Origin of the sequence: Actinomadura barringtoniae, assembly GCF_017573505.1 — a bacterium.
Lineage (GTDB): Bacteria > Actinomycetota > Actinomycetes > Streptosporangiales > Streptosporangiaceae > Spirillospora > Spirillospora barringtoniae.
The window spans coordinates 50,909-77,296 of sequence record NZ_JAGEOJ010000019.1 but is presented as its reverse complement, the minus strand read 5'-3'; the positions used below and the strand labels follow the sequence as shown (position 1 = coordinate 77,296).

The following is a 26,388-nucleotide window of genomic DNA, read 5'->3' as shown; positions in this document are numbered from 1 at the left end:
CCCTTTGTCGGTGTCATCAAGATCAAAACCGGGCAGGGCCGGCGCCCATCTCGGGGACCGGGTGGCCCGGAGGGGGCTGCTGTTCGCTGCGCAGCGCGGGGCTGAGGGCCCGTCCCACCCGCTCCACCAGCAAGGTCATCTCGTACGCCACCAGCCCGAGGTCGCAGTCCGGCGCGGCGAGCACCGCGAACACCGACCCGTTGGTGATGGACATGACGAACAGCAGGCCGCGGTCCATCTCGACCACGGTCTGGCTCACGCCGCCGGCGTCGAAGATCTTGGCGGCGCCCTGCGTCAGGCTCATCAGGCCCGAGGCGATCGCCGAAAGCTGGTCGGCCCGCTCCGGCGGGAACCCCGCCGAGTAGGCCATCGGCAGGCCGTCCGACGAGACCACGACGGCGTGCGCGACCTTCGGGACCCGATCCGCGAAGTTCGTCACCAACCAGTTGAGATCCTGCCCGCTCACCGGGTGCCTCCCGTCTCTCCGCCGCCCTGCGACGGACCTTCACCTGTGCTGCTGCCGGTCTGACCCGGCTCGTACGGCGACTGCGTGCGGCCCCTGGTGACGCCGCGTTGCAGGCTGGCGAAGCGGTTCCGCACCACGTCGGCCGACTGTGCCTGCCGTGGCGCCGGCGCCTCGGCCCCTCCGGGCGGGGCCATGGGCATGCCGGGTGCACCGCGGCCCGCGCCGGGTGGTCCCTGCTGGGCGCCGGGTGCTCCGGGACCGCCGGCCTGCGGCTGGGACGCCGCGACGGCGCCGGGGACCCGGTTCTTACCGGGCACCCGCTTGGGCAACCCGGCCTGGGTGGTCTTGCCGGCCACGGGCTCGCGCAACGCCTCGGCCGCTTGGAAGCCCGCGTCCGCCGGCGACTGCCAGCCCTTCACCGGGTCTTCCATGCCCGCACCTCCCGACCTGCGCTGGAACCATTCCGACTGCATAGCGTCGAATATGGGCGACGACCGCTCCCGTGGTCGTGCCTGCGGTTCGGCGTGGTTGGGCTGGGGCGCGCGCTGGTCGAGCGAGGGCTCCTCAAGGCGGAACGACTCGGGCGCGGGCGTCTGGCGTGCGGCCTCACTGTGGCCATAGCCACCAGTGTGCCCGTGGGTACCGGTGTGTCCAGAGGCGCCGGTGTCCGCCATCGGCGAGCGCGGCGGCTCGGCGGGCTCGGGCCAGTGCGTCTCGGGCAGCGGACCGCTGTCCCACGAGACCGGACGCCGGTTGGGCTCGGGCGGTGGCGGCGGCGTCTCCCGTACGGCGGGCTGCGCCTCCGGCACGACCGGGAGCGGCCCGGTGTTGCCGACGTTCGGCGGTACGGCGGGGATCGGGCCGGTGTTCCCGGCGCCCGGCGGCATGGTCGGGATCGGGCCGGTGTTGCCCATCCCCCGCGGCGGCACGGGCGGGATCGGCCCGGTGTTGTTGTTGCCGGGCTGGTACTGCCCGCTCTGGCTGGAGTTGTCGGCGAACAGGTCGCCGCCGGACGTGCTGCGGTTGGGCAGCTGCGCGCCGGGCATGCGGATCGGCAGCGGTCCGGTGGTGCCCGCGTCGTTCGAGCTGATGGCGGGCTGCGGGCCGGTCTGCCCGAACCGCGGCTGAGGCCCGGTGTTCTGGAACGAGCCCCGGCCCTGGTCCCGCAGCGAGGGCAGCGGGCCCGTGCCGTTCTCGTGCATCGACGGACGCGCCTCGGGCAGTACGGGGCGTGGATCGTGCGGGGACGGCCTGCCGTTCGGGTCCGCCTGGAAGACGCCGCCCATGCCGATCGCCGGCTGCTCGGACCTGGTCGCCGGGGCCGCCACGGCCGCGTGGCCCTGGCCCACCTCGAGCTCGTCGTAGTGGCCGCCGCCGAAGTTGCGCGAGCCGACGCCGCCGCTCTCGCCGGGGCTGACGACCGCGTCGGGCAGCACCACGAACGCGGTGAGCCCGCCGCCCTGCGCGGCGCGCAGTTCGACGCGGATGCCGTGCCGTACGGCCAGGCGGCCGACCACGAACAGGCCCATGCGGCGGGCCGCGGAGAAGTCGATGACCGGCGGGTTGGCGAGGCGCCAGTTGGCCTGCTCGAGCTCCTCGGGCGGCATGCCCACGCCGTTGTCGGTGATCTGCAGCATCGCGCCGCCGCCGCTCAGCAGCTGGCCGGACACCGTGACCTTGGTGCTCTCGGAGGAGAACACGGTCGCGTTCTCGACCAGCTCGGCGAGCAGGTGGACCAGGTCGTTCACCGCGGCACCGGCGACGGTCATGTCGCCCTGCACGCGCAGCGCGACGCGCTCGTACTGCTCGACCTCCGACAGCGAGGCGCGCACGACGTCGATCAGCGGGACCGGCCGGTTCCACCGGCGGACCTGGTCCTGGCCGCCGAGGACCAGCAGGTTCTCGCAGTTGCGGCGCATGCGGGTGGCCAGGTGGTCCAGGCGGAACAGGTTGGCCAGCTGTTCCTCGTCGCGCTCGCTCTGCTCCAGCTTCTCGATCAGGCGCAGCTGGCCCTCGATCAGTGTCTGGCTGCGGCGCGAGAGGTTGACGAACATCGCGTTGATGTTGCCTCGCAGGACCGCCTCGTCGGCCGCCAGCCGGACCGCCTCGCGGTGGACCTCGTCGAACGCGCGGGCGACCTGCCCGATCTCGTCGGTGGAGGCGATCTCGATCGGCTCGACCTCGATCCCGCCGGCCGCGGCCTCGGGGTCGCGGAGCCGGTCGACCAGGCCGGGCAGCCGGGCGCCGGCGATCTCCAGCGCGCCCGCGCGCAGCCGGCGCAGCGGGCCGACCAGCGACCGGGCGACGATGAAGGTCAGCAGCAGGACCAGGAGCAGGACGGCGGCGACCACGGCGATCTGGACGTACATCGCGTTGCGCGCGTCGTCGCGCTTCTCGACGGTGTCGGAGGTGATGTGGTCCATCAGATGCTTCTCGCTGATCCGCATCTGGTCGACCGTGGCCGTGCTGACCTTGCGCCAGGCCTCGGCGTCGTGCGTGGTGTTCGGGTCGATGTCCAGGCGGGCGGCGGTGGCGGTGCGGCCGGTGCTGATCGCGATCGCGCGCTCGATGTACTCGCTCGCCTGGTCGACCTCGCGGCCGGTGACGGTGTCGTCGAACGACTGGCGTTCCGACAGCGGCGCCGCGTTCTGGAAGGCGGCGATGAAGCCGTCCCGCTTGGCTCGCGCGTCGAAGAGCTGGTTGAGCTCGTTGTCGTCCATCCGGCCCTCGACGAGGGAGGCGTAGAGCACCGCGCGTTCGCGCGAGGCCTCCTCCTTGGCGTGCGAGAGGGCCGACAGGGCGCGGACGTCCTCGGTCAGGTCCTGGTCGGCGACGCCCTCGGCGATGCCGTCGAAGTAGGCGATCAGCTCCGACTGGAACTCGGAGTACTTGTCGACCACCGAGGCGACCGGGACGCGCGCGTCGGTCAGCGACCGCAGCGCCGAGAAGCCGTCCAGCCGGTTGGTGATCGCGCGCGTCTCCTCCTGGACGACGCCGCCGTACTCCTTGCCGAGGTCGGTCGCGCTGGCGCGCACCGTCGAGGCCACGTCGTTGACCTTGTCGTACTGCGCCTTGATCCGCGAGCGCTGGCTGGCGGGACGGCCGGCGGCGATGAAGCCCGCCGACAGGTCGCGCTCGTAAGCGAACTCGTGGGTGAGGGCTCCGACGTCGGAGCCCAGCTTGGCGAGCTTTTCGACACGGCTCAGCGCGTCGGCCTTGTCCGAGGCGGAAACGATGCGCAGACCGCCCAGCACGAGGGCCACGGCGGTCGGAATCAGAATCAGGGCGACCAGACGGGCGGGCACCCGCCAGTTGCGCAGCGCCATCCGCCCCATGCCCCGCGACGCGCCAGGCGCGCCGCCCGCCGGTAGCGACCGGGGGGCCTCTGGCGCGGGCGCGGCAAGAGCCTCACTACTCTCATCGCCCGGTTGCGTACGCACTTGGCGTTGACACCCTCTCACTCACAGTGCCGTTTTCGGCTGTCGAGGGCAGCGCGTTCGGTTTGCACGACATGCCCACCGTTCTCCCACTGCGCCCGACATTGGAGCACATTAGAAGACATGCCGCAAAGGTGTCGTGGATCTTCACAGATCCATACAGAACGTCAGTACTTTTGTCCCTGATTGTCCTGTTTGCGGCTTTTGCCGACTCAGCGCGTCCTACACTGGGTCTCCGGCGGTACACGCCCGGTAATTCACCCGCGAAAAGTCTCTTTCTTGTTACGGGAATGTTGCGGGCGCCGCCCGGAAGACGTTCACCCGAACTGTTACCGAACGCCGCTCTAAGAGTTTCAGCGGCATCGTTTTTGTCATCACCGCAGTAGGTCATATGGACCACCGGGAAGGGGATGGCGGGGGCCTTGGCGAAGGCGGCGAAACGACACGGCCGCGTACGGAGCGCACGCTTACGCACGTCAACGACATCGATCATCACCGGTCCAGAACCGGTCCGAGGGCCGCGATGTGAACCGTGCGGGGAATCGGACCACACCATGATCGACACTGCACCGATCTTGTTACCTTCCAGTTCGACCCGAACCTTCCCGAACTGCGGTATCGTCCCCGCTTGCCGCGCTCCTGGGCGATTCGCCCGGCGCGTCGGCTTCCGGCCGATGCGCGCGTGCGGGACTTCCCTTCCGCGCACAGCGGGGCGGCAAGCGACGGAGTCCGTCGCGTACCGCCGTTCCCACCGCGGAAATCAACGGAAAATCAGCGAAAAGACGGCAGGCGGAAGTGTGAGCAGTGTGTCGGCGTTGCAACGGCGCTCCCGGTCCCGGGAGGCCACCTCTCCGCCAGGGCGGCGGCGGCCACTCACCCGCGCCGGCATCGTGGTGCGCGGCACGATCGGCCTGCTGGTGCTGTTCGCCCTGCTCGAGGCGCTCGGCCGGGCCGGGATCGTCAGCCGCGACTCCTACCCGCCCGCGTCCGACGTGCTGGTGCACGCGGTCAAGCTGCTCGGCGACTCGGAGTTCCAGACCCACCTGAAGGCGACCGTCACCGCGTGGCTCTTCGGCCTCGCGCTGTCGATCCTGGTGGCCGTCCCGCTCGGCGTGCTGCTCGGCAGCGTGCCGATCGTCAACACCGCCACCCGGGCGGTCGTGGAGTTCCTGAGGCCGATCCCGTCGGTCGCGATCATCCCGCTCGCCGGGCTCATCCTCGGCTCCGGCCTGGAGATGAAGGCGACGCTCATCGTCTACGCGACCACGTGGCCGATCCTCTTCAACACGATGTACGGGCTGCGCGACGTCGACCCGGTCGCCAAGGACACCCTGCGCGCCTACGGGTTCGGCGAGATGCAGGTGCTCTGGCGGGTCTCGATCCCGGCCGCCTCGCCGTTCATCTACACCGGCATCCGGCTGGCCGCGGCGGTCGCGCTGATCCTCACGATCGGCACCGAGATCCTCTCCAGCTTCGGCGAGGGGATCGGCACCTTCATGGCCCAGTCGAACCTCAATCCCGACGGCGTCATCGACGCCATGTCCGGAACGCTCTGGACGGGCGTCCTCGGCGTGCTGGCCAACCTGCTGCTGATGGTCGGCGACCGCAAGCTGTTCTTCTGGCACCACGGACGGGAAGGCCGCGCATGAGCGGGGCGCTGCACAGGCTGACGCGCGCGCTCGTGGAGCGCTGGCTGGTCTTCGTGATCGGCATCGGCCTCTGGGAGGCCGGCACCCGGCTCGCCGAGGACAACTCCTTCCCGCCGCCTTCGAAGATCCTGCAGCAGATGCACGAGCTGTGGTTCACCGGCGCCTGGTCGCACCTGTTCCTCAACAAGGCGGCGACCGACAACATCTTCCCGAGCCTCGGCCGGATGGTCGCGGGCCTGGTGGTCGCCGCGCTCGTCGGGGTGCTGCTCGGCATCGCGCTCGGCCGGTCGGAGCGGGCGTACGCCTACCTCGACCCGACCTTCCAGTTCCTGCGCGCGATCCCGCCGCCCGCGCTGGTCCCCGTGCTGATGGTCATCTTCAGCCTCGGCGCCCAGATGCAGATCGCCTCGATCGTGTTCAGCGCCGTCTGGCCGATGATCATCAACACCGCCGACGGCGCCCGGTCGGTCGACACCCTGCAGCTGGAGACGGCGCGCGTGTTCCGGCTGACGGCCGTGGAACGGCTGCGCCTGGTGATCCTGCCCGCCGCGATGCCCAAGATCTTCGCGGGCCTGCGGCTGTCGCTGTCGCTGTCGCTGATCCTGATGGTCTTCGCCGAGCTGCTGCCCGGCACCACCAGCGGCATCGGCTTCCAGCTGACCGACGCGCAGTCGCGCTTCGACCTGCCCCAGGTCTGGTCGGTGATCGTTCTGCTCGGCATCCTCGGCTACGCGCTGAACGCCGCGCTCACCGTCGTGGAGAAGCGCGCGCTGCGCTGGCATCTGGCCGCACGAGGAAGCGCGGCCTGAGCCTCCCCCAAACCCCCCGCTATCGAGTGATCTCGAATCTTCCCCCAAGGAGCACCACAATGCGATCACTGAGGTTTCGTTCCATCGTCGCCGCCTCGGTCGCGCTGCTGGCCGCGAGCACGCTGAGCGCCTGCGGCGGCGACGACGACTCGAGCGGTAACAGCAAGGGCCTGGAGAACGGCGGCAAGATGACCGTCGCGATCCTCGGCGTCGTGGACGGCGCCGGTGCGCAGATCGCCCAGCAGAAGGGCCTGTTCAAGGCCGAGGGCCTGGACGTGAACCTGAAGATCGTCGCCAAGAGCACCGACGCCCTCCCCGCGCTGATGAAGGGCGACGTCGGCGTGATCGGCGGCGCCAACCTGTCCACGTTCATCGCGGCCAACGACGCCGGCCAGATGCACCTGAAGGTCATCGGTGAGGCGGCGACGCTCACGCCGAACATGATGAGCGTGCTGGTGAAGCCCGACTCGCCCATCAAGGAGCCGAAGGACCTCGAGGGCAAGAAGGTCGCGGTCGTCATCCCGAACAACATCCAGGTCCTGACGATGAACGCGATCCTGCGGGCCAAGAACGTCGACCCGACCAAGGTCAAGTACACCCCGGTCCCGTTCGCCCAGATGGGCCCCGCGCTGGAGAAGGGCGACGTCGACGCGGTGCACGTGCTGGAGCCGTTCCTGTCCGACATCCAGAAGAAGCAGGGCGCCCGGTCCGTCCTGGACGGCGGCAGCGACCCGGTGAAGGGCGTACCGGTGAGCGGCTACGTCAGCACCAAGGAGTGGACCGACAAGCACCCGAAGGAGGCCGCCGCCTTCCAGCGCGCGCTCTTCAAGGCGCAGGCGCTGGCCGCCTCCGACCGCAAGCAGGTCGAGAGCGTGCTGCCCACCTACGCCAAGATCGCGCCGGACGTCGCCAAGGTCATCACGCTGCCCGGCTACCCGACCTCGCTCAACGCGACCCGGATCAGCCGCGTCGTCGACCTGATGAAGGCGCAGCCGGGGCTGCTGAAGAACAACCCCGACGTGAACTCGATCCTCTTCACCCCGCAGGCCTCCCAGTAGGCGATCGCGGGAGCCGTCCGGCCGGAACGGCCGGACGGGCGGCACGGCAGCACAGGTAAAGCACAGGGAAGGCATGGGCTCGGCATGACGGGACTCACCGTCCGGGACGCGGTGTTCGACTTCTGCCGGCGTGCCGGCATGACCACGGTCTTCGGCAACCCCGGTTCGACGGAACTGACCATGTTCCGCGACTTCCCCGAGGACTTCTCCTACGTCCTCGGGCTCCAGGAGTCGATCGTGGTGGCGGCGGCCGCCGGGCACGCGCTCGGCACCGGGCGCGCGGGGCTGGTCAGCCTGCACTCGGCGGGCGGCGTCGGCCACTCGCTGGGCGCGGTGTTCAACGCCTACCGCGACCGCGTTCCGCTGGTGGTGTTCGCGGGCCAGCAGAGCAGGCCGATGCTGCCGACCCGGCCCTTCCTGTCCGCCGACAAGCCCGCGGAGTTCCCGCGCCCGTACGTGAAGTGGAGCGCGCAGCCGGAACGGGCCGAGTCCGTTCCGGGTGCGCTCGCCGAGGCGTACCGGATCGCGATGACGCCGCCGCGCGGCCCGGTGTTCCTGTCGGTGCCCGAGGACGACTGGGACCACCCCGCCGAGCCGGTGCCGCATCGCGAGGTGCACACCGGCTTCGGCGCCTCGCCCGAGGCGCTCGCCGAGGTCGCCGCCGCGCTGGACGGCGCGGCGTCCCCGGTGCTGATCGTCGGGCCCGGGGTGGAGGACGAGAACGCGCTGCCGCTGGTGGTCGAGCTGGCCGAGCGGACCGGCGCGCACGTATGGATCAGCCCGCTGTCAGGGAGGTCGGGCTTTCCTGAAGATCACCCGCAGTTCCGCGGGTTCCTGCCGCCGGTCCGCGACCAGCTCGCGGGCCGGCTCGAGGGCCACGACGTGATCCTGGCCCTGGGCGCGCCGATCTTCGTGTACCACGTGCACGTCGAGGGCCGGTTCATCCCGGAGGGCGCGCGGCTGTTCCACTTCGACTGCGATCCCGAGCAGGTGGCCTGGGCTCCGGTCGGCACCAGCGTGCTCACCACGATCGACACCGGCGTGCGCGGCCTGCTCGAGCGGGTGGGCAAGACCGAGCGCCCGCTGCCCGAGCCGCGACTGCTGCCGGCGACGCCGCTCGCGAGCACGCCGATGGACCCCGGCTTCGTGATGGACGCGATCCGGGACCTGAAGCCGCCGAACGCGGTCATCGTCGAGGAGGCCCCGAGCCACCGCGACGACTTCCACGCCCGGGTGCCGATCACGGCGTCCGGCACGTTCCTCACCACCGGCAGCGGCGCGCTCGGCTGGGGTCTCCCCCTCGCGGTCGGCCGCGCGCTGGCTAGCGGCGGCGAGCGGGTCGTCTGCGTGATCGGCGACGGCTCCATCATGTACTCGGTGCAGGCACTGTGGACCGCCGCGCAGCACAACGTCCCGATGACCGTCGTGGTGCTGCGGAACGGCGGCTACCAGGCGGTCAAGGCGCTCGGCCGCCGCATCGGCGTGGAGTCGGTGCCCGGTTCCAACATCGCCGGCCTCGACTACCCGGCGGTCGCGCAGGGGCTCGGCGTCCCGGGTCGTACGGTGACCGACCCGGCCGAGCTGCCCGAGGCGCTGTCGGCGGGGTTCGCGCACGATGGTCCATTCCTGATAGATGTGGCAGTGTCCGCCGACGAATCCCCCATGTACGAACCGTGGGCCAGGTGACCAATGCTTGAGATCTCCGCGCTCCACCACAGTTACGGCGACCACGAGGTCCTGCACGACATGAACCTCACCGTCGCCGAGGGCGAGCTGGTGAGCATCGTCGGCCCGTCCGGCTGCGGCAAGTCCACGCTGCTGCGCTGCATCGCCGGGCTGATGCGCCCGACCGGCGGCAAGGTCGTGCTGAACGACACGGTCATCGACGGGGTGCCCGACAACCTCGCCGTCGTCTTCCAGGACTACAGCCGCTCCCTGCTGCCCTGGCTGACCGTCCGCGACAACGTGGCGCTCCCGCTGCGCCGCCGCGGCATGGCCAAGAAGGAGCGCCGCGCGGCCGCCGAGGAGGCGCTGAAGTCGGTCGACCTGTCCGACGCCGGCACCAAGTACCCCTGGCAGCTGTCGGGCGGCATGCAGCAGCGCGTGTCCATCGCCCGCGCGCTCGCCTACCGGCCCGCGCTGATGCTGATGGACGAGCCGTTCGGCTCGGTCGACGCGCAGACCCGCGAGGACCTCGAGGACCTGGTGCTGAACGTGCGCGGCACCGACGGCATGACGATCCTGCTGGTCACCCACGACATCGACGAGAGCGTCTACGTCGGGGACCGCGTCGTCGTGCTCGGCCGCAACCCGGGCCGCATCCGCGCCGAGCTGCCGGTCGAGCTGCCCGGGCCGCGCGACCAGATCACCACCCGCGCCGAGCCGGAGTTCGTGCGCCTGCGCGCCGAGGTCGGCCGGCTGGTGCGCGGCCATACCAAGGGTTCCGAGGACTCCGCGGCGCAGCAGGCGGAGGACTCCAAGGTCGACGTCAAACCCTGATGCGCGCGGTCATCGCCGGCGCCGGGATCGGCGGTCTGACGACCGCGCTGAGCCTGCACGCGGCGGGTGTCGAGGCGAGCGTCGTCGAGGGCGGGCCCCGGGTCGGCCGGCTCGGGGTCGGCATCAACCTGCTGCCGCACGCGGTGCGGGAGCTGACCGAGCTCGGGCTCGGCGACGCCCTCGCGGCGACGGCGATCCCGACCGGCGAGATGGTGCACTTCGACCGGCACGGCGGCCGCATCTGGGGCGAGCCGCGCGGCCGCGCGCTCGGCTATGACTGGCCGCAGTACTCGATCCACCGCGGCGACCTGCAGCAGCTGCTGCACGAGGCCGTACGGTCCCGCCTGGGCGACGTCGTCCGCACCGGCGTCTCGCTCACCTCGTTCGAGCAGAGCACGGGCGGCGTGCGCGCCCTGCTCACCGGCGAGAAGACGGTCGAGGCGGACGTCCTGGTCGGCGCGGACGGCCTGCACTCGCGGGTCCGCGCGCAGCTGCATCCGGGCGAGCCGCCGCCGCTGTGGAACGGCATCCGGATGTGGCGCGGCGTGGCCGAGGGCGACCCGGTGCTGTCGGGCAGGACGCTGGCGGTCGCGGGCAGCAACACCCGGGCCAAGTTCGTCGTCTACCCGATCTCGCGGCCGCATGAGGAACGCGGGCGCGCGCTGCTCAACTGGGTGGCCGAGGTGCGCCTGCCCGACGCCTCGGCCGGGCCCGCCGAGTGGGACCGCACCGGCAGCCTCGACGAGGTGCTCCCCCACTACGCCGACTGGCGCTTCGACTGGCTGGACGTTCCGGCGCTCATCGCGGGCACCGAGCGCATCCTGCAGTACCCGATGGTCGACCGCGATCCGCTCCCGTTCTGGAGCCAGGGGCGCGTCACGCTGGTCGGCGACGCCGCGCACCCGATGTACCCGATCGGGTCCAACGGCGGCTCGCAGGCGATCCTGGACGCCCGTGTGCTGGCGTACGAGCTGGCCCGCTCGCCGTCGGTCACCGAGGGCCTGACCGCCTACGACAAGGCGCGCCGCGAGCAGGTGAACGCCATCGTCCTCGCCAACCGCGAGATGCCCGCCGACCGCGTCCTGCACACGGTCGCCGAACGCGCTCCGGACGGCTTCGCGCGCATCGAGGACGTGCTCGGCCCGGCCGAGCTCGCGACCATCACCGGCGCCTACAAGCAGACCTCGTTCGCCGACGTGGAGACGCTCAACACCCGCCCCTCCTGGACCCCCTAAGCCCATTCCCGCGCCGATCTTGCTCTCAGCGCCCCTTCCGGGGCCGGGAAGGGGCGCTGAGAGCAAGATCGGCGTGTTGAGACGGCTCAGCCGGTGGTGATGGCGGCGAGGCGGTTGCGCATGGCACGGGACGCGCGGGCGAAGCGGTCGTCGTCGTCGAAGAGCAGGGCCTTGGCTCCCCCGGCCTCGCCCAGGGCGTCGAGCTCGAAGGCGACCTGGCGGACGTCAGCGCCGGGATCGATCTCGCCCAGCTCCTGGGCCTCGCGCAGGCAGCGTTCGACGAACGTCATCCAGTTGAGCTGGGACTTGGCCACCGCGTCGCGGACCGCGCCGGGGCGGGCGTCGAACTCGGCGGCCGTGGAGTAGAAGAAGCATCCGCCGGGGAACACCAGATCGCGCTGGTAGGCCGTCCAGGCGTTCAGGAGCGCGCGGACGCGGCGCAGGCCGGGCGGGACCGCCAGCGCGGGCTTGGTGACGTGCTCACGGAAGACCTCGACGGCCGCGCGGACCGTGGCGAGCTGGAGCTCCTCCTTGGAGCCGAAGTGCGTGAAGACGCCGCTCTTGCTGATCTTCAGCTCGGTGGCCAGGCGGCCGATCGACAGGCCCTCCAGGCCCTCGGCGGAGGCGATGTCGGCGGCCCGGTCCAGGATGGCGCGGCGGGTCTGCTCGCCGCGCAGCAGTCTCCCGTCTTGCGTGGTCATCCCATAAATCTGCACGACCGTTCGTACAAAGTCAACCCTCGCCAGGCCTTGACGCGGCAGTGTCCGGCAAGAAACAGTACGACCGTTCGTTTACTTTTACGGGAGGATCTTCATGACCGCCGAGACGGCACCGCCGCTCGCGCCGCCCGGCACGGCACGCAGCCGGGTGCCCCTGCTCACCGCGGGGGCGACGTTCCTGTCGATGCTCGACTCCACGATCGCCAACCTGGCGATCCCGGACCTGCGCGCCGACTTCCCCGGGTCGAGCCTCGCCGGGCTCACCTGGGTCATCACCATCTACGCGGTGCCGTTCGCGGCGCTGCTCGCCCCCGCCGGGAGGCTCGCGGACCTGATCGGGCGGCGGACGCTCTTCCAGGCCGGCGTCGCGCTCTTCACGCTCGCCTCGCTGGCCTGCGCGCTCGCCCCCACGCTGCCGGTCCTGCTCGTCACCCGCGGCGTCCAGGGCGCCGCCGCGGCCGCGATGATCCCGGCGTCGCTCGCCCTGCTGCTGCACGACACCTCGCCCGAACGCCGCGCACGCGCCGTCGGCCTGTGGACCGCCGCGAGCGCGTCGGCCGCCGCGGTCGGCCCCAGCCTCGGCGGCGTGCTGGTCGACGCGTTCGGCTGGCGGGCGCTGTTCATCATCAACGTCCCGGTCGGCATCGCGATGGTGGCGGCCGGGGTGCGCCTGCCGCGTTCGGCCGCGGCCGGCTCGAACCGGCCCGACCTGCTGGGCACGGTCCTGCTCGGCGGCGGCGTCGGCGCGCTCGCACTGGGCGTCACGCAGTCCGACGAATGGGGCTGGGGCGACGCGCGCACGATCGCGATGCTCGCGGGCGGGGCGCTGATGGTCGCGCTCGCGCTCTGGCGCTCGGCCCGGCACCCGGTGCCCGCGCTGGAGATCTCGCTGTGGCGCAGCCGCCCGTTCGCCGCCGCCAACGCCTCCTCGTTCCTGTACGGGATGGCTCTCTACACCTGGATGCTCCTCGGCGTGCTCGTCCTGACCGGCCTGTGGCACTACTCGGTGCTGAGGGCGGGCTTCGCCACCACGCCGGGAGCGGTCGGCGCCACCGCCGGAGCGGTCCTCACCGGCAAGTTCATCGGGCGTCTCGGCCCGCGCCTGGCGGTCACGGGCGGGGCGTTCACCATGGTCGCCGGCGGCATCTGGATCATCCTCGCGCTGGACGCCGAGCCCGCGTTCCTCACGTTCTGGCTGCCCGGCAGCATCCTGGTCGGCCTCGGCATGGGCGCCGTCGGCACCGGCACCGCGAGCGCCGCCGCGCTGTCGGTCAGCCCGCTGCGGTACGCGGGGGCCACCGGCCTCAACACGACCGGGCGCCAGCTCGGCGGCGCGTTCGGCATCGCGATCCTGGCCGCGCTCCTGCCGACCGTCGCCGCGCTCGACGACTACGTCACCGTCTACGTCTTCGCCACGCTCGCGGCCCTCGGAGCGGGCCTCGCCGGTCTGCTCCTCAACGTCCGCGCCAAGAAGGAAGCCTCATGAACGACACCCTTACGACAGCCGAAGCGGCCGAGCTCCTCAAGGGCGCTCCCTGGCAGCGCCTGGCCATCATCGGCGACAGCGTCGCCGAGGGAATCCGCGAGCCCACGCCCGGCTACCGTGACCTCTCCTGGACCGATCACGTCGAGGAGGCGCTCAGGACGGTCAATCCCGGCTTCACCTCGCTCAACCTCGGCCTGCGCAACCTGCTCGCCGCCCAGGTCCGCGAGCAGCAGCTGGAGAAGGCCCTGGCGTTCGAGCCCGACCTGGCGATCGTCACGGCGGGCGGCAACGACATGTTCCGCCGCCGCTTCGACGACGAGGGCGTACGGGCCGAGATCGCCGCGATGGTCGGGGCGTTCCGCGCGATCGGCGCCGACGTCGTCACGATCGGCCTGCTGGACCTCACCAAGGCCGGCCTGGGCGATCCCCGCTGGCGGGCGGTGAGCTCCGACCACAGCCGCCGCCTGGCAGAGCTGACCGCGGACGTCGCCACCGAGCTGGGCGCGATCCACGTCTACAACGGCCGTGGCTCGGAGGCCGAGACCGACCCGGGCATCTACTCCAGCGACCAGATCCACCTGAACGCACGCGGCCACGCCATCGCCGCCGCCAACACCATCCGGACCCTGGCCGACCACCTGGCCGACCACCTGGCCGAGCGCGCGACGAGCCCGGCGGGCCTGGCAGGTCCGGGCGGCCCGGCCGGTCACTTGGCGTCGGAGTAGCGGGTCACCGCCGCGATCTCCATGGGGAACACGACGGGCGTGCGGCCGAACAGCAGCCGCCCGGCCTCCTCCGCGGACTCGCGGATCGCGTCCGACACCTTGCCGGTCAGCTCGTCGGGCGCGTGCACGATGACCTCGTCGTGCTGGAAGAACACCAGGTGCGGCTCGCCCAGGACGTGGAGCCTGCGGCGCAGCGAGGCCAGCAGGGCCAGCGCCCAGTCGGCGGCGGTCGCCTGGACCACGAAGTTGCGGGTGAAGCGGCCCCGGCTGCGCAGCGCCGAGGCCGCGTTCCCGTCGTCGCCCGTCGAGGTGAGCTCCCGCCACGCGGCGGACGGCGGCGGGCACGTACGGCCCAGGCGGGACCGCACGAGCTGGCCTCGCTCGCCGGCCCGCGCGGCCGCCTCGACGTACTCGAAGGCGTCGGGGAAGCGGCTCTTGAGGATCGCCAAGAGCTGCACCGCCTCGCCCGTACCGCCGCCGTACATGGCCGACAGCAGGGCGATCTTCGCCTTGTCACGGGCGCCCTCAGCGCCGCCGAACGCGTCCGACAGGGCCGCGTAGAGGTCACCCTGGGCCGCGGCCTTGGCGAAGGCGCGATCGCCCGCCAGAGCGGCCAGGACGCGGGGCTCGAGCTGGGCGGCGTCGGCCACGACCAGCGACCAGCCCGGGTCGGCGACCACCGCCTTGCGGAGAACGCGCGGGATCTGCAGCGCGCCGCCGCCGTTGGTGGCCCAGCGCCCCGACACCACGCCGCCGACGACGAACTCGGGGCGGAAGCGGCCGTCGTGGACCCAGGCGTCGAGCCAGGCCCAGCCGTGCGCGGTGTGCAGCCGGGCGAGCTCCTTGTACTCCAGCAGGAGCGGCACGGCCGGGTGGTCGATCTGCTTGAGCACGTGGGCCCGGGTGGAGGTGAGCGAGAAGCCCGCGGCGGAGAACGCCTTGACGATCTGGGCGGGCGAGTCGGGGTTGACGTGCGTCCGCGCGCCGAACGCCGCGTTGATGCGGTCGGCGAGGTCCTGGAGCTTGCGGGGCCGAAACCCCGAGGACGGGCGGGGACCGAGCATCTCGGTGAGCAGCTCGTCGTGCTCGGTGACCGACCAGGGCAGGCCGTCGAAGCTCATCTCGGCGGCGGCGAGCGCGCCCGCCGACTCGGCGGCGACCAGCAGCGTGAACCCGTCCAGCGCGGCGATCCGGCGCTGCTGGTCGGCGTGCGCCTCGACGATCTGGTCGATGTCGTCGTCGTCGGCCGCGCCGGCGTCGTCATCGAAGAGCGAGCCCTGCGGGGAGACCTCCTCGGGCGGGCGCGGGTCGGCCGGGACGGGCAGCCCGTGCAGGCGGGCATAGGCGGCCCGTACGGAACGCGGCTCGCCGTAGCGACCGGCGTGGCCGAGCAGCAGCCCCTCGGCGAGCTCCAGGTCATGGCACCGGCCCACGCGCAGGCCCGCACGCACCAGCCGCGGGTGAACGCGGGCGGTCGAGGGCCACACCCAGCGGGGCGAGTCCGCCTCGCGGGCCCTCATCGCCTCGGCCAGGTCGGTGACACGTTCCACCGGGCCGGTGGGCGTGCCGTCCTCGGCGAGGGGCCGCAACGCTCCCCCGCCATCGGCCGACGCGGCCACCGCGATCCTCACCTGCTCATTCTGGACCCCGGCACCGACAAAACGCGCTCACGCGGGCCCAGGCGTCCGGCACTCGGCGCCCGGCACTCGGCACCCGGCGTCCGGCCCCGGCGTCCGGCGTCCGCACGCAAAACCCCTCCGCGCCCCTTGCGGGACACGGAGGGGTTCGGCGCGGTCTATGTCAGGCGACCTGCATCAGGCGACCAGCGAGACCTGCTGGCCCGCCGGGGTCTCGCCGTAGCGGTCGACCACCTTGTTCAACTGGAGCTGGTAGTACAGCACGCCGAAACCGAGGATGCCGAGCAGGAAGCCCATACCGCCGCTGCAGGTGGCGGGCAGGCCCGCGGCGCGCTGCGCCTGGGCGATGCGGCCGCCGAGCTTGCACCACATGACCAGCGGCCAGATGCCCAGCGTGATACTGCCGAACAGCAGGGAGAGCAGAGCGTTCATGGCAGAGTCGCCCGTGCGGCGGTCGTAGCCGAAGAGCTCGGCGTGGACCTTGTAGAACCAGACCATCCCGTAGATGCCGAAGGTGATCATCGGCAGTCCGAGCCACGCTCCGACCGGGTTACGGCGCTTCATGTTGTAGCCGGCGCCTCGCGCCTGGGCCTGCTGCTGCTGGGCGGCGGGCGCGGGCGAGTAGCCGCCCTGGTAGCCCTGTTGCTGCTGTTGCTGCTGCTGATATGGCTGCTGCTGACCCTGCTGGGGGTAGCTCATGCGCTCTCCTGAGGACGCGGTCATCGTCGGCCGACCGTCCGCTGTTTCGGTCTTGGGGGATTATGAGCCACGACTGTACGGCAGTGATCAGCCCGTCGAGGGCGTCATTACGAAGATTGTCTGGCTTTCGTGCGAGATTTTCGTATTTCCACCTCAGCTGTCCGAACGATCAGGGCGCAGCCGGATGACGAACTCGTCCTCGATCGGCGGGCGGTGCTCGTGGTCGCCGCACCCGCTCACGCCGAAGTTGCGTATCCGCAGCTCATCGCCGGTGACGTCCAGCCGCAGGAAGCTCTTGAAGAACGGCGGGCGGTCCCAGTCGGCGAGCTCGGAGCGGAACCGCTGCGGCACCTTGCGGACGGGCAGGCGCGTGTAGCGGGTGCGCCGCCACTTCACGTGCGGAACGCCCAGCACGGCCGCGACGAACCGGGCGCGTCGCGACGGCGCGTGCCCGTTGTAGCCGCGGCCCGGCTTGATGCCGAGGCGGTGCACGACGGCGGCCGTCGCCTCCTCGGGCGTGAGCGAGAACAGCTTCGGCAGGTGGAACCACCGGCCGTACAGCTGGCTGTAGCGCGACAGCGAGTCGCCGCGCAGCGGGTAGCAGCGGAAGGTGTCCTCCTCCACCCCGATGGTCTTCGGGATGACGTGCGTGGCGTGCATGTACGCGCCGCCGCCGCCCGCCACCACGTACTGCATCGTCCGGCCGTCATCGAGGGGCATCGGGTAGCGCTGGTAGTTGTGGATGTCGCCGCCGATCGCCGCGACGTAGTTGTGCGCCGGGTCGCGCACGATGTCGTCGACGGTGCCGGTCTCCCCCTCGATCACGCCGGGCCGGTGCTGGTCGTCCACGTACAGCGGCTTCCCGGTGACCAGCATCTTCGGCTTCGGCCCGGCCGACACCTCGCGCAGCCACGCGGCCTGGTCGCGGTCGATGGAGCCGGTGATGCCGGTGTCGATGCCGATGATGCGCAGCGCGGGCGAGTCGATCGCCCAGTACGGTCCGGGCTGGACGTTGCGCTGGCTCGCGGCGCCCCGGTAGTGCGCGCGGATCTTGGCCAGCTGCTCGTCGGAGAACTTGCCCGAACGCCGCCAGAGCAGCCGGGGCACGAAGCTCAGCGCGCTGCGCCAGCCGCCGCGCCAGCCGTCGGGCGTGCAGTCGATGTCCAGGTCGCAGAAGACCCGCAGGAACCCGCGCAGGCCGTCGTACCAGTCGTGGTTGCCCGGCACCGCGTAGATCGGGCCCGGGTAGTCGCGGTACGGCCGGAAGAACTTGTTCTCGTAGTCGCCGGTGTCGCCCGTCGGGTAGATGACGTCGCTGGCGACCACCAGGAAGTCGGTGTCCTTACCGGCGCTCAGCAGTGGCGGCACGACCGCGTACTGCGACCGGTCGCCCTCGCCGGTATCGCCCATGAGCACGAACGAGAACTCGGTCTCCTTCTTGTGCACGGTGAAGGCGGCCGGAGCGCCGCGTTCACCGAGCGCCGCGACGCAGCGGCGGCGCAGCGCGTTGGAGGGATCGCCGAACAGCCTCGCGACGACGTCGTTCCGCGATCGCCACAGAACGGCCGGACGGCGCCAGGAGAACCCCGGCACGTTGTCGTCGGGCATCAGCTCGGTGAACGTGCCCGGTCTCCCGCACTTCCATCCCGCGCCCTCCTCCGAGGTGCGCGAGTTGTCGGGCAACCGCTCGGGCTCGGGCGCCACCGAGTCTTCGGCGTGCACAAATCACCTCCGGGGGGTGAGGGAACAACCACACCCTGTCCCGGAGGCGATCTGTGCGTCAAGCGCGCATATACGCGCATTCGTAAGGGCTTACGCGGGGCTTACGCCGCGCCCATGCCCGTCAGCGAACGGACCTCCAGCTCGGCGTACTTGTCGTCGTCCTCGGGACGCCGGCCGCCCGACATCGCGCCGAGCGCTGCGGCGATGAAGCCGACCGGGATGGAGACCAGTCCCGGGTTCTCCATCGGGAACGGCGCCTTGGTCGTGCAGGAGAACAGCGCGTCGGGGTTGCCGACCTCCTTGGAGGTCACCGGCACGCCGCAGTCCTTGGCCGTCTTGGCGGTGAGCTTGGCCGGCGGCTTGGTGTCGGACGCGCCGCCCCACGCCACCGGCGACAGCAGCACGAGGCCGACCGCCGTGATGAGTCCCGCGTAGATGCCCCAGAGCGCGCCGCGCGTGTTGAAGCGCTTCCAGAACAGCGAGAACAGCAGGTTGGGCAGGTTCGCCGACGCCGCGATCGCGAACGCCAGGGCCACCAGGAAGGCCACGTTCAGGCCGCGGGCGAAGATGGACAGCACGATCGCGATCGCGCCGATGACGATCGCCGCGATCCGTGCCTGCTTCACCTCGTCCTTCTCGGTCGCCTTGCCGCGCTTGAACACGTTGGCGTAGATGTCGTGCGCGAACGACGACGAGGACGCCAGCGTGAGCCCGGCGACCACGGCGAGGATCGTGGCGAACGCGACCGCCGCGATGATCGCCAGGAACACCGCGCCGCCCGTGCTGCCCGCGCCGCCGCCGAGCTCCTCGGCGAGCTGCGGGGCCGCGGTGTTGCCGCCGGGGTTGGCGGCCTTGATGGCCGCGCTGCCGACCAGCGCCGCCGCGCCGAACCCGATGACCAGCGTCATCAGGTAGAACGCGCCGATGATGCCGATGGCCCAGTTGACCGACTTGCGGGCGGCCTTGGCCGTCGGGACGGTGTAGAAGCGGATCAGGATGTGCGGCAGGCCGGCCGTGCCGAGCACGAGCGCGAGGCCGAGCGACAGCAGGTCCAGCTTGGACCACATGTCGGTGGCGCCGTACTTCAGGCCGGGCTTGAGGAACGCGTCGCCCTTGCCGCTCTTCTCCGCCGCCGCGTGCAGCAGCGAGGACAGGTTGAAGCTGTACTTGGACAGCACCCAGATCGTCATGACGATCGCGCCGACCATGAGCATCACGGCCTTGACGATCTGCACCCAGGTGGTGCCCTTCATGCCGCCGACCGTGACGTAGAAGATCATCAGCGCGCCGACCACCACGATCGTCCAGATCTTGGTGGCCTCGCTGTCGGTGCCGAGCAGCAGCGACACCAGGGCGCCCGCGCCGACCATCTGCGCGAGCAGGTAGAAGATCGACACGACGATGGTGGAGACGCCGGCCGCGGCCCGTACCGGCCGTTGCCGCATCCGGTAGGCGAGCACGTCGGCCATCGTGTAGCGGCCGGAGTTGCGCAGCAGCTCGGCGACGAGCAGCAGCGCCACCAGCCAGGCGACCAGGAAGCCGATCGAGTAGAGGAACCCGTCGTAGCCCGACAGCGCGAACAGGCCCGCGATGCCGAGGAACGAGGCGGCCGACATGTAGTCGCCGCCGATGGCCAGGCCGTTCTGGAGCGCGGAGAACTGGCGGCCGCCCGCGTAGTAGTCGGCGGCGGTCTTGTTCTGCCGCGACGCCCAGATCGTGATGAAGAGCGTGATCGCCACGAAGACGGCGAAGAGGGCGAGCGAGATCGTGCGGTGCTCGGTCTTGGAGACCGCCAGCACCGGTTCCGCCACGAGGGGGGTCATCACTTGGTCTCCTCCCCCTTCGGGGCATCGCCGTCCGGCTTACCGGCGCTCGGCTTGTCGGCGTCGGACGCCTCGGACTCGGACGCCTCGGACTCCGGCGCCGCAGGCTTGCCGCCCTCGGCCTCGGGGGTCTCCGCCTCCGCTGCCGTAGACTTCTCGCCCTCGGCGGACTCCTCGGCCGGGGACTCCTCTTCGGTGGTCTCCGCGGCCTCGGCGGCCGGAGACTCCTCGGCCTCGGGCTCCTCGGCGGGCGGCTCCTCGGCGGCCGGGGCCGGAGCCTCGGCGGCCTCGGATTCCCCGGACTCCTCCGCCTCGACGGCGGCCTCGACGCTCGGGGCCTCGGCCACGACCGCCGCGGCGAGCGGCTCGAGCTTCTTGCTCGCGTACCGCTCGTACGCCCAGGCGATGAGGAAGGTGGAGACGAACTGCAGCAGTCCGAAGATCAACGCCACGTTGATCTCGCCGACCACCTTGGTCCCCATGAAGCCGCGCGCGTACGCCGACAGCACCACGTAGAGCAGGTACCAGGCCAGGAACGCCGCCGTCATGGGGAAGACGAAGCGGCGGAACGCATGCCGGAGGCGCTGGAACTCCGGACTCTCATTCAGCCGTACATAGGCCTCGTTGTCGAGACCACCCGCGGAACCCGACGCGGGCCCGGGCGTTTCCGCTGTCACGCACACCTCCGGAGGAAAAGATCGCTCCCCGACGACACTGTCACCGCGCGCCGTCGCGGCAATGCGCTCCGGCGTGACCGGTGCAGGCCATTTGACCAAGGACTTGTTCGGTGCTGAAGAGCGGAGACACGCTCGATGCATGCTCGATGCAGTAATGAGATCTGGGTCACAGATCCAGAGGTGAAGGAGCGTAGCGCGCGGGCGCGCCGACCTCTACTCGACGGTGAACGTACGCGTGTCGTGCGTCGGCACGATCTCGCGCCCGAGCGGCAGCAGCGACACCGGGATGAGCTTGAAGTTGGCGATGCCGAACGGGATCCCGATGATCGTGATGCACAGGGCGATGCCCGTCACCAGGTGCCCGAGGGCCAGCCACCAGCCCGCCACGACGACCCAGATGACGTTGCCGACGCAGGAGCCGGCGCCCGCGTCGGCCCGCCGCACGACGGTGTTGCCGAACGGCCAGAGGGCGAACATGGCGATCCGGAACGAGGCGATGCCGAAGGGGATCGTGACGATCAGGATGAAGCAGATGATGCCCGCGATGGCATATCCGATGGCCATCCAGAACCCCGACAGGACAAGCCAGATGATGTTCAGCAGGGTGCGCACAGGATCACTCTACGAGAAAGAGTGTGAGAAGCGGAGAAGCGGCGCCCGGAGAAGGAGCGCCGCCCGAGTAGCCGCTGGGAATTGGAGCTGTGGTGGACGCCGGGGCCACCCCCGTAGACACCGGCGCCACCACGGCTCGGGCGTCTGCGGACATCATGAGTCCCCCCAGAACGGCGAGGCCTAGCCATCGCCTCTCATGATGTCGACGCAGACAACCACGGGTCCCGAAATCGGGACGTACAGGAACGCTATAAGGACATCCGTAATGGGTTTGCAAACTGACCAGAATGCCCGGGCCAAGCTTTCGTTCCGGGGCATTTCTCAGGGTGCGAGGACCCTCAGGGCACCCGGCATGACCTTGGCCGTCACGGGCAGCTCGCCCGGCAGCTCGCCGTCGGCGCCGTAGGGCAGCCTGCGGCCCGGCTCGGTCAGCTCGATCCGGACCTCGCGCCCGCGCAGCACGGTGACCTGCGGGCGCCGTACGTGCGAGCCGTCCTCCAGCTCCCGCATCACCTGGACGAACAGGGTCTTGCGCGCCTGCCCGATGATGACGACGTCCAGCAGCCCGTCATCGTGCCGGGCGTCCGGGGCGATATGGCGTCCGAAACCGTAGTAGCCCGAGTTGGCGGCGACGACCGTGAATCCGCGTTCCTCGTGGACCTGGCCGTCGATGGTCACCCGGTAGGCGGCGGGACGCCAGCCGAGGATCGCCCGCAGCGCGCCGACGGTGTAGGCCGCCTGCCCCTTGAAGATCCGCGTCTTGTTGGCGTTGTCGTTGGCGACCGCGTCCACGCCCGCGTAGACGCTGCCGAGCACGGGCACGCCGTTGGCCTCGATCGCGTCCACGGCGCGCGGCTCGCCCTCCAGCAGCAGCGCGGCCAGTTCCTCGGTCTTCTTGGGGAGGCCGAGCTGGCGGGCGAAGTCGTTGCCGCGCCCGGCGGGCACGATGCCGAGGATCGCCTCGGATCCGGCCAGCGCGCCGCCGACGCAGCCGACCATGCCGTCGCCGCCCACGCCGAGCACCACGTGCCCGTTCGCCGCCGCGCCCCGGGCGAGGGCGGTGGCGTGCTCAAGACCGCAGCTGTACTCCACGACGACCTCGGCGCCGGCCTCGCGCAGCAGCTTGGCGAGCGGGATCAGCCGCGCGGCCGAGGCGGATCCGCCCGCGGCCGGGTTGACGACCGCGGTGAACGTTCGGCTCATCTCTCCTCCTTGTGGGGGGACGACCCCCCACGCCTCCCGGGACGCTCGCTCCGCTCGCTCATTCGTGCTCCGGAACGATCAGGACGCCGGGGTTGAGGATCCCGGCGGGGTCGAGCCGGTCCTTGACGGCCTGCAGCACGTCCATGCCGAGCGGGCCGATCTCCCGGGCGTACCAGTCGCGGTGGTCGGTGCCCACCCCGTGATGATGGCTGATCGTGCCGCCCGCCGCGATGATCGCGTCGTTGGCCGCGTGCTTGGCCTTCTCCCAGTGCGCCAGGGCGTCCTCACCTTGCGCGGAGACGACGGTGAAGTAGAGGGAGGCGCCGGCCGGATAGACGTGCGAGATGTGGCACATCACCAGCGGCGGCGTGCCCGCGCCCGCCAGCGTCGTGGTGAGCGCGCCCTTGACCGCCTCGTACAGCGCGGGGATGCCGGACCAGAACGTCGCGGTCTCCAGCGTCTCGGCGAACGCGCCGACGTCCAGGAGCGCGTCCCGCAGGTAGGGCGCGTTGAAGCGCCCGTGCCGCCACTTGTCCCCCGGCTCGTCGCCGAGGAGCTCGCCGCCCGCCTCGCGCAGTGCGGCCCGCACCTTGATCTGCCGTTCGGTGATCTCGTCCGGCGTGCCCTCGAAGCCGATCACGGCCAGGCATCCGGCCGCGTCCGGCAGGCCGCCGCCGACGGCGCCGGGGTCGGCGAGCCCGATCATGGTCTCGGTCTCGTCGGACAGCCGCAGCACGACCGGCATCGGGCCGTCCTGGGCGATCCGCCGCAGCGCCGCGGCGCCCGCCTCGAACGAGCCGAAGCGCCAGCCCTCGTAGGCGGCCGACGCGGGCACGGGATGGATCTTCACGGTGACCGAGGTGATCACGCCGAACGCGCCCTCCGAGCCGAGCACGAGCTGGCGCAGGTCCGGCCCGGCGGCCGAGCGGGGCGCGCGACCGAGGTCGAGGTCGCCTTCGGGGGTCGCGACGGTGAGCCCGACGACCATCTCGTCGAACCGCCCGTACCCGGCCGAGGCCTGGCCGCTGGAACGGGCCGCCGCGAAGCCGCCGATCGTGGCCCACTCGTAGGACTGCGGGAAGTGCCCGAGGGTGTAGCCGCGTTCGCGCAGCAGCGCCTCGGCCTGCGGCGCGCGCAGGCCCGGCTGCAGAACGGCCGTGCGCGACACCTCGTCGATGGAGACCAGGGCGTCCATCCGCCGCAGGTCCAGGGCGACGAACGAGGTCACGCCCTGGGGTGCGAGCCCGCCGACGACCGAGGTTCCGCCGCCGAACGGGACGACCGCGATCCGCCGCTGCGAGCACAGGCGCAGCGCCGCGAGGACCTCGTCGTGCGAGCCGGGCAGCACGACGGCGTCCGGGGCGTCGGCGGTCTCGCCGGAGCGGATGCGCAGCAGGTCGGGAGTGGACTTGCCCCGGGTGTGGCGGACGCGGGCCTCGACGCCGGTCAGCACGTTCGCCGCGCCCACCTCGGCGCCGAGTGCGGCCAGGTCGCCGCCGGACAGCCGGGTCGCGGCGACCTCGATCTCCTCCAGCGCCTTCGGCGGCGCCTCGACCGGCTTCACGCCGAGCAGGTCGCGCAGCAGACCGACCACCGAGTCCGGCAGGGGCGTGGCCTTGGCCGGGTCGCCCCAGCCGCTCCACAGCATGTCCCCGGTCACCGCGCCCTCCCTTGTCGAACGTTCGTGGCTTACACTGTGACACATGACGTCGAATCGTCACAACAGGACCGCGGACGACACCGTGCTCGACGCCGCGCGCGACTGCGTGCTGGCCGTCGGCGTGCGCCGCACCACGCTGACCGACATCGCCCGCCGCGCCGGGGTCTCGCGGATGACGCTCTACCGGCGCTGGCCGGACGTGCGGACCATCGTCGCCGACCTGATGACCCGCGAGTGGATCGAGGTCGCCGTCGACGTACGGCCGCCCGACGACGGCTCGCCGGTGCTGGAGCGCCTGGTCAACAGCCTGGTCGCGGGCGTCAGGACGTTCCGCGGCCATCCGCTGCTGCGCAAGATCGTCGAGGTCGACCCCGAGCTGCTGCTGCCCTACATGCTCGACCGCAGGGGCGCCAGCCAGGACGCCTTCCTGGAGATCTTCGAGGCGGCGATCCGCGCCGGGCACGAGGACGGCACCGTGCGTCCCGGCAACGCCGACCTCCAGGCCCGCACCGTGCTGCTGGTCGTCCAGTCGTTCGCCCTGTCCGGGCCGACCATGACCGACGCCGACGACCCCGAGCTGAACGCCGACGCCCTCGACACCGAGCTGCGCCACATCCTGGAGAGGACGCTCGCACCATGAACGCCATCACGCCCGTACGGTCCTCGCTCAACGCCGCCCGGCGCGAACGCGAGCTGGCCGAGCTGACCGCCGGTCCCGGCCGGGTCGTCGACGTCCTGGTGGTGGGCCTCGGCGCGACCGGCGCCGGGGTCGCCCTGGACGCCGCCTCACGCGGCCTGTCCGTCGCGGCGATCGACGCGCACGACCTGGCGTTCGGCACGTCGCGCTGGAGCTCCAAGCTCATCCACGGCGGCCTGCGCTACCTGGCTTCCGGGCTGGTGGACGTGGCCCACGAGAGCGCGGTCGAACGCGGCGTCCTGATGCGGAACACCGCACCGCACCTGGTCCGCGCGCTCCCCTTCGTCATGCCCCTCACGCCGATGGTGTCGCGCCGCGCCGCCGCGATCACTCGCGCCGGGCTGATCGCCGGTGACGGGCTGCGGATGGCCGCGCGCACGCCCCGCACGGTGCTGCCGGGCCCGCGCCGCCTGTCGGCCGTCGAGACGCTCCGGCTCGCCCCCGCCCTGCGCCCGTACGGGCTGCGCGGCGGGTTCCTGTCCTGGGACGGCCAGCTCTGCGACGACGCGCGCCTGGTCACCGGGATCGCCCGGACCGCCGCCGCGCACGGCGCCACGATCCTCACTCGCTGCCGCGCCCTCACCCTCTCCGGCGACGGCGCCCTCGTCCGCGACGAGCTGACCGGCACCGAGCACACGATCCGCGCCCGCCGCGTGATCAACGCCGCCGGGGTCTGGGCGGGCGGGCTGGTGGACGGGGTGGCGCTGCGCCCCTCGCGCGGCACCCACCTGGTCGTGCGGGCCGAGGCGCTGCGCGGCCTGACCGCCGGGATGCACGTGCCGATCCCGGGCGCCAGGAGCCGCTTCATCCTGGTGCTCCCCCAGGGCGACGGGCGCGTCTACATCGGCCTCACCGACGAGCCCGCCGATGGGCCGATCCCCGACGTGCCGACCCCGACCGAGGCCGAGATCGGCTTCCTGCTGGACACCCTGGACTCCGCGCTCGACGTGCCGATCAAGCGCGCGGAGGTGATCGGCGCGTTCGCCGGCCTGCGCCCGCTGCTGGACGCCGACGGCGCGACCGCCGACATCTCCCGCAAGCACGCCGTGCTGACCTCCGCCGACGGCGTGGTGACGATCGTCGGCGGCAAGCTGACCACCTACCGCCGGATGGCCGAGGACGCCGTCGACGCCGCCTTCCCGGACGCGGCGCCCAGCCGTACGGCGCGGATCCCGCTGGTCGGCGCGGCGCCGCAGCGCGAGCTCGCCGGGCTGAACGCGCCGCGCCGCCTGGTGCAGCGCTACGGCACCGAGGCGCCGCTGCTGACGGCGCTGGCGCGGGAGGACGCGACGCTGCTGGAGCCGGTCGTCCCGGGCCTTCCCGTCATCGGTGCGGAGCTGGCCTGGGCCGTACGGCACGAGGGTGCCCTGGACACATCCGACCTCTTGGACCGGCGCACCCGGATCGGCCTGGTCACTGCCGACCGCGAGGCCGCCGGACCCGCCGCGGAGGCGGCGCTGCGGGCGCCCGCCGAAGTCGGGTGATCAAGAAGCCGATCGCGGGTATGAGGCATGTCACTTGTGCTGGGCGGGGAGCATTGGATTAGGTTAGCCTGACCTAATTCTCTGCACGGAT

21 protein-coding genes are annotated in these 26,388 nt (G+C 71.6%); 10 read left to right on the top strand and 11 right to left on the bottom strand.

Annotated features, from left to right (window positions below; all coding sequences use genetic code 11):
• Positions 1-22: 22 nt before the first annotated feature.
• Both J4573_RS39010 and J4573_RS39005 read right to left on the bottom strand, forming a co-directional pair.
• Positions 23-466 carry a roadblock/LC7 domain-containing protein gene (locus J4573_RS39010; RefSeq protein WP_208261160.1) on the bottom strand — a complete coding sequence of 148 codons (444 nt, stop codon included), beginning with the start codon at positions 464-466 and terminating at the stop codon, positions 23-25.
• The gene (locus tag J4573_RS39005; RefSeq protein ID WP_208261159.1) at positions 463-3,792 is read right to left on the bottom strand and encodes a sensor histidine kinase; all 3,330 of its coding nucleotides are present in this window, start codon (positions 3,790-3,792) and stop codon (positions 463-465) included. Before J4573_RS39005 ends, J4573_RS39010 begins: the two co-directional genes overlap by 4 nt.
• Positions 3,793-4,709: 917 nt before the next feature.
• Between J4573_RS39005 and J4573_RS39000 the strand changes: the two genes are divergently transcribed.
• The 6 genes from J4573_RS39000 (at position 4,710) to J4573_RS38975 (ending at position 11,153) form a co-directional block, all read left to right on the top strand.
• Positions 4,710-5,552, top strand: coding sequence for an ABC transporter permease (locus J4573_RS39000; protein ID WP_208261158.1), 843 nt, complete (start codon positions 4,710-4,712; stop codon positions 5,550-5,552).
• Complete coding sequence (locus J4573_RS38995) at positions 5,549-6,361, top strand: ABC transporter permease (protein ID WP_243774279.1); 813 nt, start codon at positions 5,549-5,551, stop codon at positions 6,359-6,361. Before J4573_RS39000 ends, J4573_RS38995 begins: the two co-directional genes overlap by 4 nt.
• 59 nt (positions 6,362-6,420) lie before the next feature.
• Positions 6,421-7,419: an ABC transporter substrate-binding protein gene (locus J4573_RS38990; RefSeq protein WP_208261157.1), complete on the top strand. Its 999-nt coding sequence runs from the start codon at positions 6,421-6,423 to the stop codon at positions 7,417-7,419.
• Between the two features lie 84 nt (positions 7,420-7,503).
• Complete coding sequence (gene mdlC, locus J4573_RS38985; protein ID WP_208261156.1) at positions 7,504-9,105, top strand: benzoylformate decarboxylase; 1,602 nt, start codon at positions 7,504-7,506, stop codon at positions 9,103-9,105.
• A gap of 3 nt (positions 9,106-9,108) precedes the next feature.
• Complete coding sequence (locus J4573_RS38980; protein WP_208261155.1) at positions 9,109-9,918, top strand: ABC transporter ATP-binding protein; 810 nt, start codon at positions 9,109-9,111, stop codon at positions 9,916-9,918.
• Positions 9,918-11,153 (top strand): flavin-dependent oxidoreductase, encoded by a 1,236-nt coding sequence (locus tag J4573_RS38975; RefSeq protein WP_208261154.1) that lies wholly within the window; start codon positions 9,918-9,920, stop codon positions 11,151-11,153. Before J4573_RS38980 ends, J4573_RS38975 begins: the two co-directional genes overlap by 1 nt.
• 86 nt (positions 11,154-11,239) lie before the next feature.
• Here J4573_RS38975 and J4573_RS38970 read toward each other — a convergent pair whose 3' ends face one another.
• The gene (locus J4573_RS38970) at positions 11,240-11,854 is read right to left on the bottom strand and encodes a TetR family transcriptional regulator C-terminal domain-containing protein (RefSeq protein ID WP_208261153.1); all 615 of its coding nucleotides are present in this window, start codon (positions 11,852-11,854) and stop codon (positions 11,240-11,242) included.
• Positions 11,855-11,966: 112 nt separating this feature from the next.
• Here J4573_RS38970 and J4573_RS38965 point away from each other — a divergent pair, with 112 nt between their 5' ends.
• The gene (locus tag J4573_RS38965; RefSeq protein ID WP_208261152.1) at positions 11,967-13,358 is read left to right on the top strand and encodes a DHA2 family efflux MFS transporter permease subunit; all 1,392 of its coding nucleotides are present in this window, start codon (positions 11,967-11,969) and stop codon (positions 13,356-13,358) included.
• On the top strand, positions 13,355-14,083 hold the full coding sequence (locus J4573_RS38960; protein ID WP_208261151.1) for an SGNH/GDSL hydrolase family protein: 729 nt from the start codon (positions 13,355-13,357) through the stop codon (positions 14,081-14,083). The genes J4573_RS38965 and J4573_RS38960 overlap by 4 nt, the downstream gene beginning before the upstream one ends.
• On the opposite strand, the gene J4573_RS38955 is transcribed toward J4573_RS38960, so the two are convergent.
• The 8 genes from J4573_RS38955 to J4573_RS38920 form a co-directional block, all read right to left on the bottom strand.
• Complete coding sequence (locus J4573_RS38955; RefSeq protein WP_208261150.1) at positions 14,065-15,714, bottom strand: bifunctional 3'-5' exonuclease/DNA polymerase; 1,650 nt, start codon at positions 15,712-15,714, stop codon at positions 14,065-14,067. The two genes, J4573_RS38960 and J4573_RS38955, sit on opposite strands and share 19 nt — an antisense overlap.
• Positions 15,715-15,897: 183 nt before the next feature.
• On the bottom strand, positions 15,898-16,419 hold the full coding sequence (locus tag J4573_RS38950; protein ID WP_208261149.1) for a DUF4234 domain-containing protein: 522 nt from the start codon (positions 16,417-16,419) through the stop codon (positions 15,898-15,900).
• 153 nt (positions 16,420-16,572) lie between these two features.
• Positions 16,573-18,141: a metallophosphoesterase family protein gene (locus J4573_RS38945; protein ID WP_307797261.1), complete on the bottom strand. Its 1,569-nt coding sequence runs from the start codon at positions 18,139-18,141 to the stop codon at positions 16,573-16,575.
• Between the two features lie 101 nt (positions 18,142-18,242).
• Positions 18,243-19,964 (bottom strand): monocarboxylic acid transporter, encoded by a 1,722-nt coding sequence (locus J4573_RS38940; protein ID WP_208261148.1) that lies wholly within the window; start codon positions 19,962-19,964, stop codon positions 18,243-18,245.
• Positions 19,964-20,641, bottom strand: a complete 678-nt coding sequence (locus J4573_RS56380; RefSeq protein ID WP_307797260.1) for a DUF485 domain-containing protein — start codon at positions 20,639-20,641, stop codon at positions 19,964-19,966. Before J4573_RS56380 ends, J4573_RS38940 begins: the two co-directional genes overlap by 1 nt.
• Before the next feature lie 213 nt (positions 20,642-20,854).
• Positions 20,855-21,253, bottom strand: a complete 399-nt coding sequence (locus tag J4573_RS38930) for a YccF domain-containing protein (protein ID WP_208261147.1) — start codon at positions 21,251-21,253, stop codon at positions 20,855-20,857.
• A gap of 321 nt (positions 21,254-21,574) precedes the next feature.
• Positions 21,575-22,456, bottom strand: a complete 882-nt coding sequence (locus J4573_RS38925; RefSeq protein WP_208261146.1) for a diacylglycerol/lipid kinase family protein — start codon at positions 22,454-22,456, stop codon at positions 21,575-21,577.
• 58 nt (positions 22,457-22,514) lie between these two features.
• Positions 22,515-24,104, bottom strand: a complete 1,590-nt coding sequence (locus J4573_RS38920; RefSeq protein WP_208261291.1) for an FAD-binding oxidoreductase — start codon at positions 24,102-24,104, stop codon at positions 22,515-22,517.
• A gap of 55 nt (positions 24,105-24,159) precedes the next feature.
• Between J4573_RS38920 and J4573_RS38915 the strand changes: the two genes are divergently transcribed.
• Complete coding sequence (locus J4573_RS38915) at positions 24,160-24,756, top strand: TetR/AcrR family transcriptional regulator (RefSeq protein ID WP_208261145.1); 597 nt, start codon at positions 24,160-24,162, stop codon at positions 24,754-24,756.
• Positions 24,753-26,297, top strand: coding sequence for a glycerol-3-phosphate dehydrogenase/oxidase (locus J4573_RS38910; RefSeq protein WP_208261144.1), 1,545 nt, complete (start codon positions 24,753-24,755; stop codon positions 26,295-26,297). The genes J4573_RS38915 and J4573_RS38910 overlap by 4 nt, the downstream gene beginning before the upstream one ends.
• Positions 26,298-26,388 lie beyond the last annotated feature (91 nt).

Coding starts and splice junctions, on each gene's coding strand:
- J4573_RS39005 (WP_208261159.1), bottom strand. CDS start 3,792: ATGGCGCTGCGCAACTGGCGGGTGCCCGCCCGTCTGGTCGCCCTGATT.
- J4573_RS38995 (WP_243774279.1), top strand. CDS start 5,549: ATGAGCGGGGCGCTGCACAGGCTGACGCGCGCGCTCGTGGAGCGCTGG.
- J4573_RS38990 (WP_208261157.1), top strand. CDS start 6,421: ATGCGATCACTGAGGTTTCGTTCCATCGTCGCCGCCTCGGTCGCGCTG.
- mdlC (WP_208261156.1), top strand. CDS start 7,504: ATGACGGGACTCACCGTCCGGGACGCGGTGTTCGACTTCTGCCGGCGT.
- J4573_RS38980 (WP_208261155.1), top strand. CDS start 9,109: ATGCTTGAGATCTCCGCGCTCCACCACAGTTACGGCGACCACGAGGTC.
- J4573_RS38975 (WP_208261154.1), top strand. CDS start 9,918: ATGCGCGCGGTCATCGCCGGCGCCGGGATCGGCGGTCTGACGACCGCG.
- J4573_RS38970 (WP_208261153.1), bottom strand. CDS start 11,854: ATGACCACGCAAGACGGGAGACTGCTGCGCGGCGAGCAGACCCGCCGC.
- J4573_RS38965 (WP_208261152.1), top strand. CDS start 11,967: ATGACCGCCGAGACGGCACCGCCGCTCGCGCCGCCCGGCACGGCACGC.
- J4573_RS38960 (WP_208261151.1), top strand. CDS start 13,355: ATGAACGACACCCTTACGACAGCCGAAGCGGCCGAGCTCCTCAAGGGC.
- J4573_RS38950 (WP_208261149.1), bottom strand. CDS start 16,419: ATGAGCTACCCCCAGCAGGGTCAGCAGCAGCCATATCAGCAGCAGCAA.
- J4573_RS38940 (WP_208261148.1), bottom strand. CDS start 19,964: ATGACCCCCCTCGTGGCGGAACCGGTGCTGGCGGTCTCCAAGACCGAG.
- J4573_RS38925 (WP_208261146.1), bottom strand. CDS start 22,456: ATGAGCCGAACGTTCACCGCGGTCGTCAACCCGGCCGCGGGCGGATCC.
- J4573_RS38920 (WP_208261291.1), bottom strand. CDS start 24,104: ATGCTGTGGAGCGGCTGGGGCGACCCGGCCAAGGCCACGCCCCTGCCG.
- J4573_RS38915 (WP_208261145.1), top strand. CDS start 24,160: ATGACGTCGAATCGTCACAACAGGACCGCGGACGACACCGTGCTCGAC.
- J4573_RS38910 (WP_208261144.1), top strand. CDS start 24,753: ATGAACGCCATCACGCCCGTACGGTCCTCGCTCAACGCCGCCCGGCGC.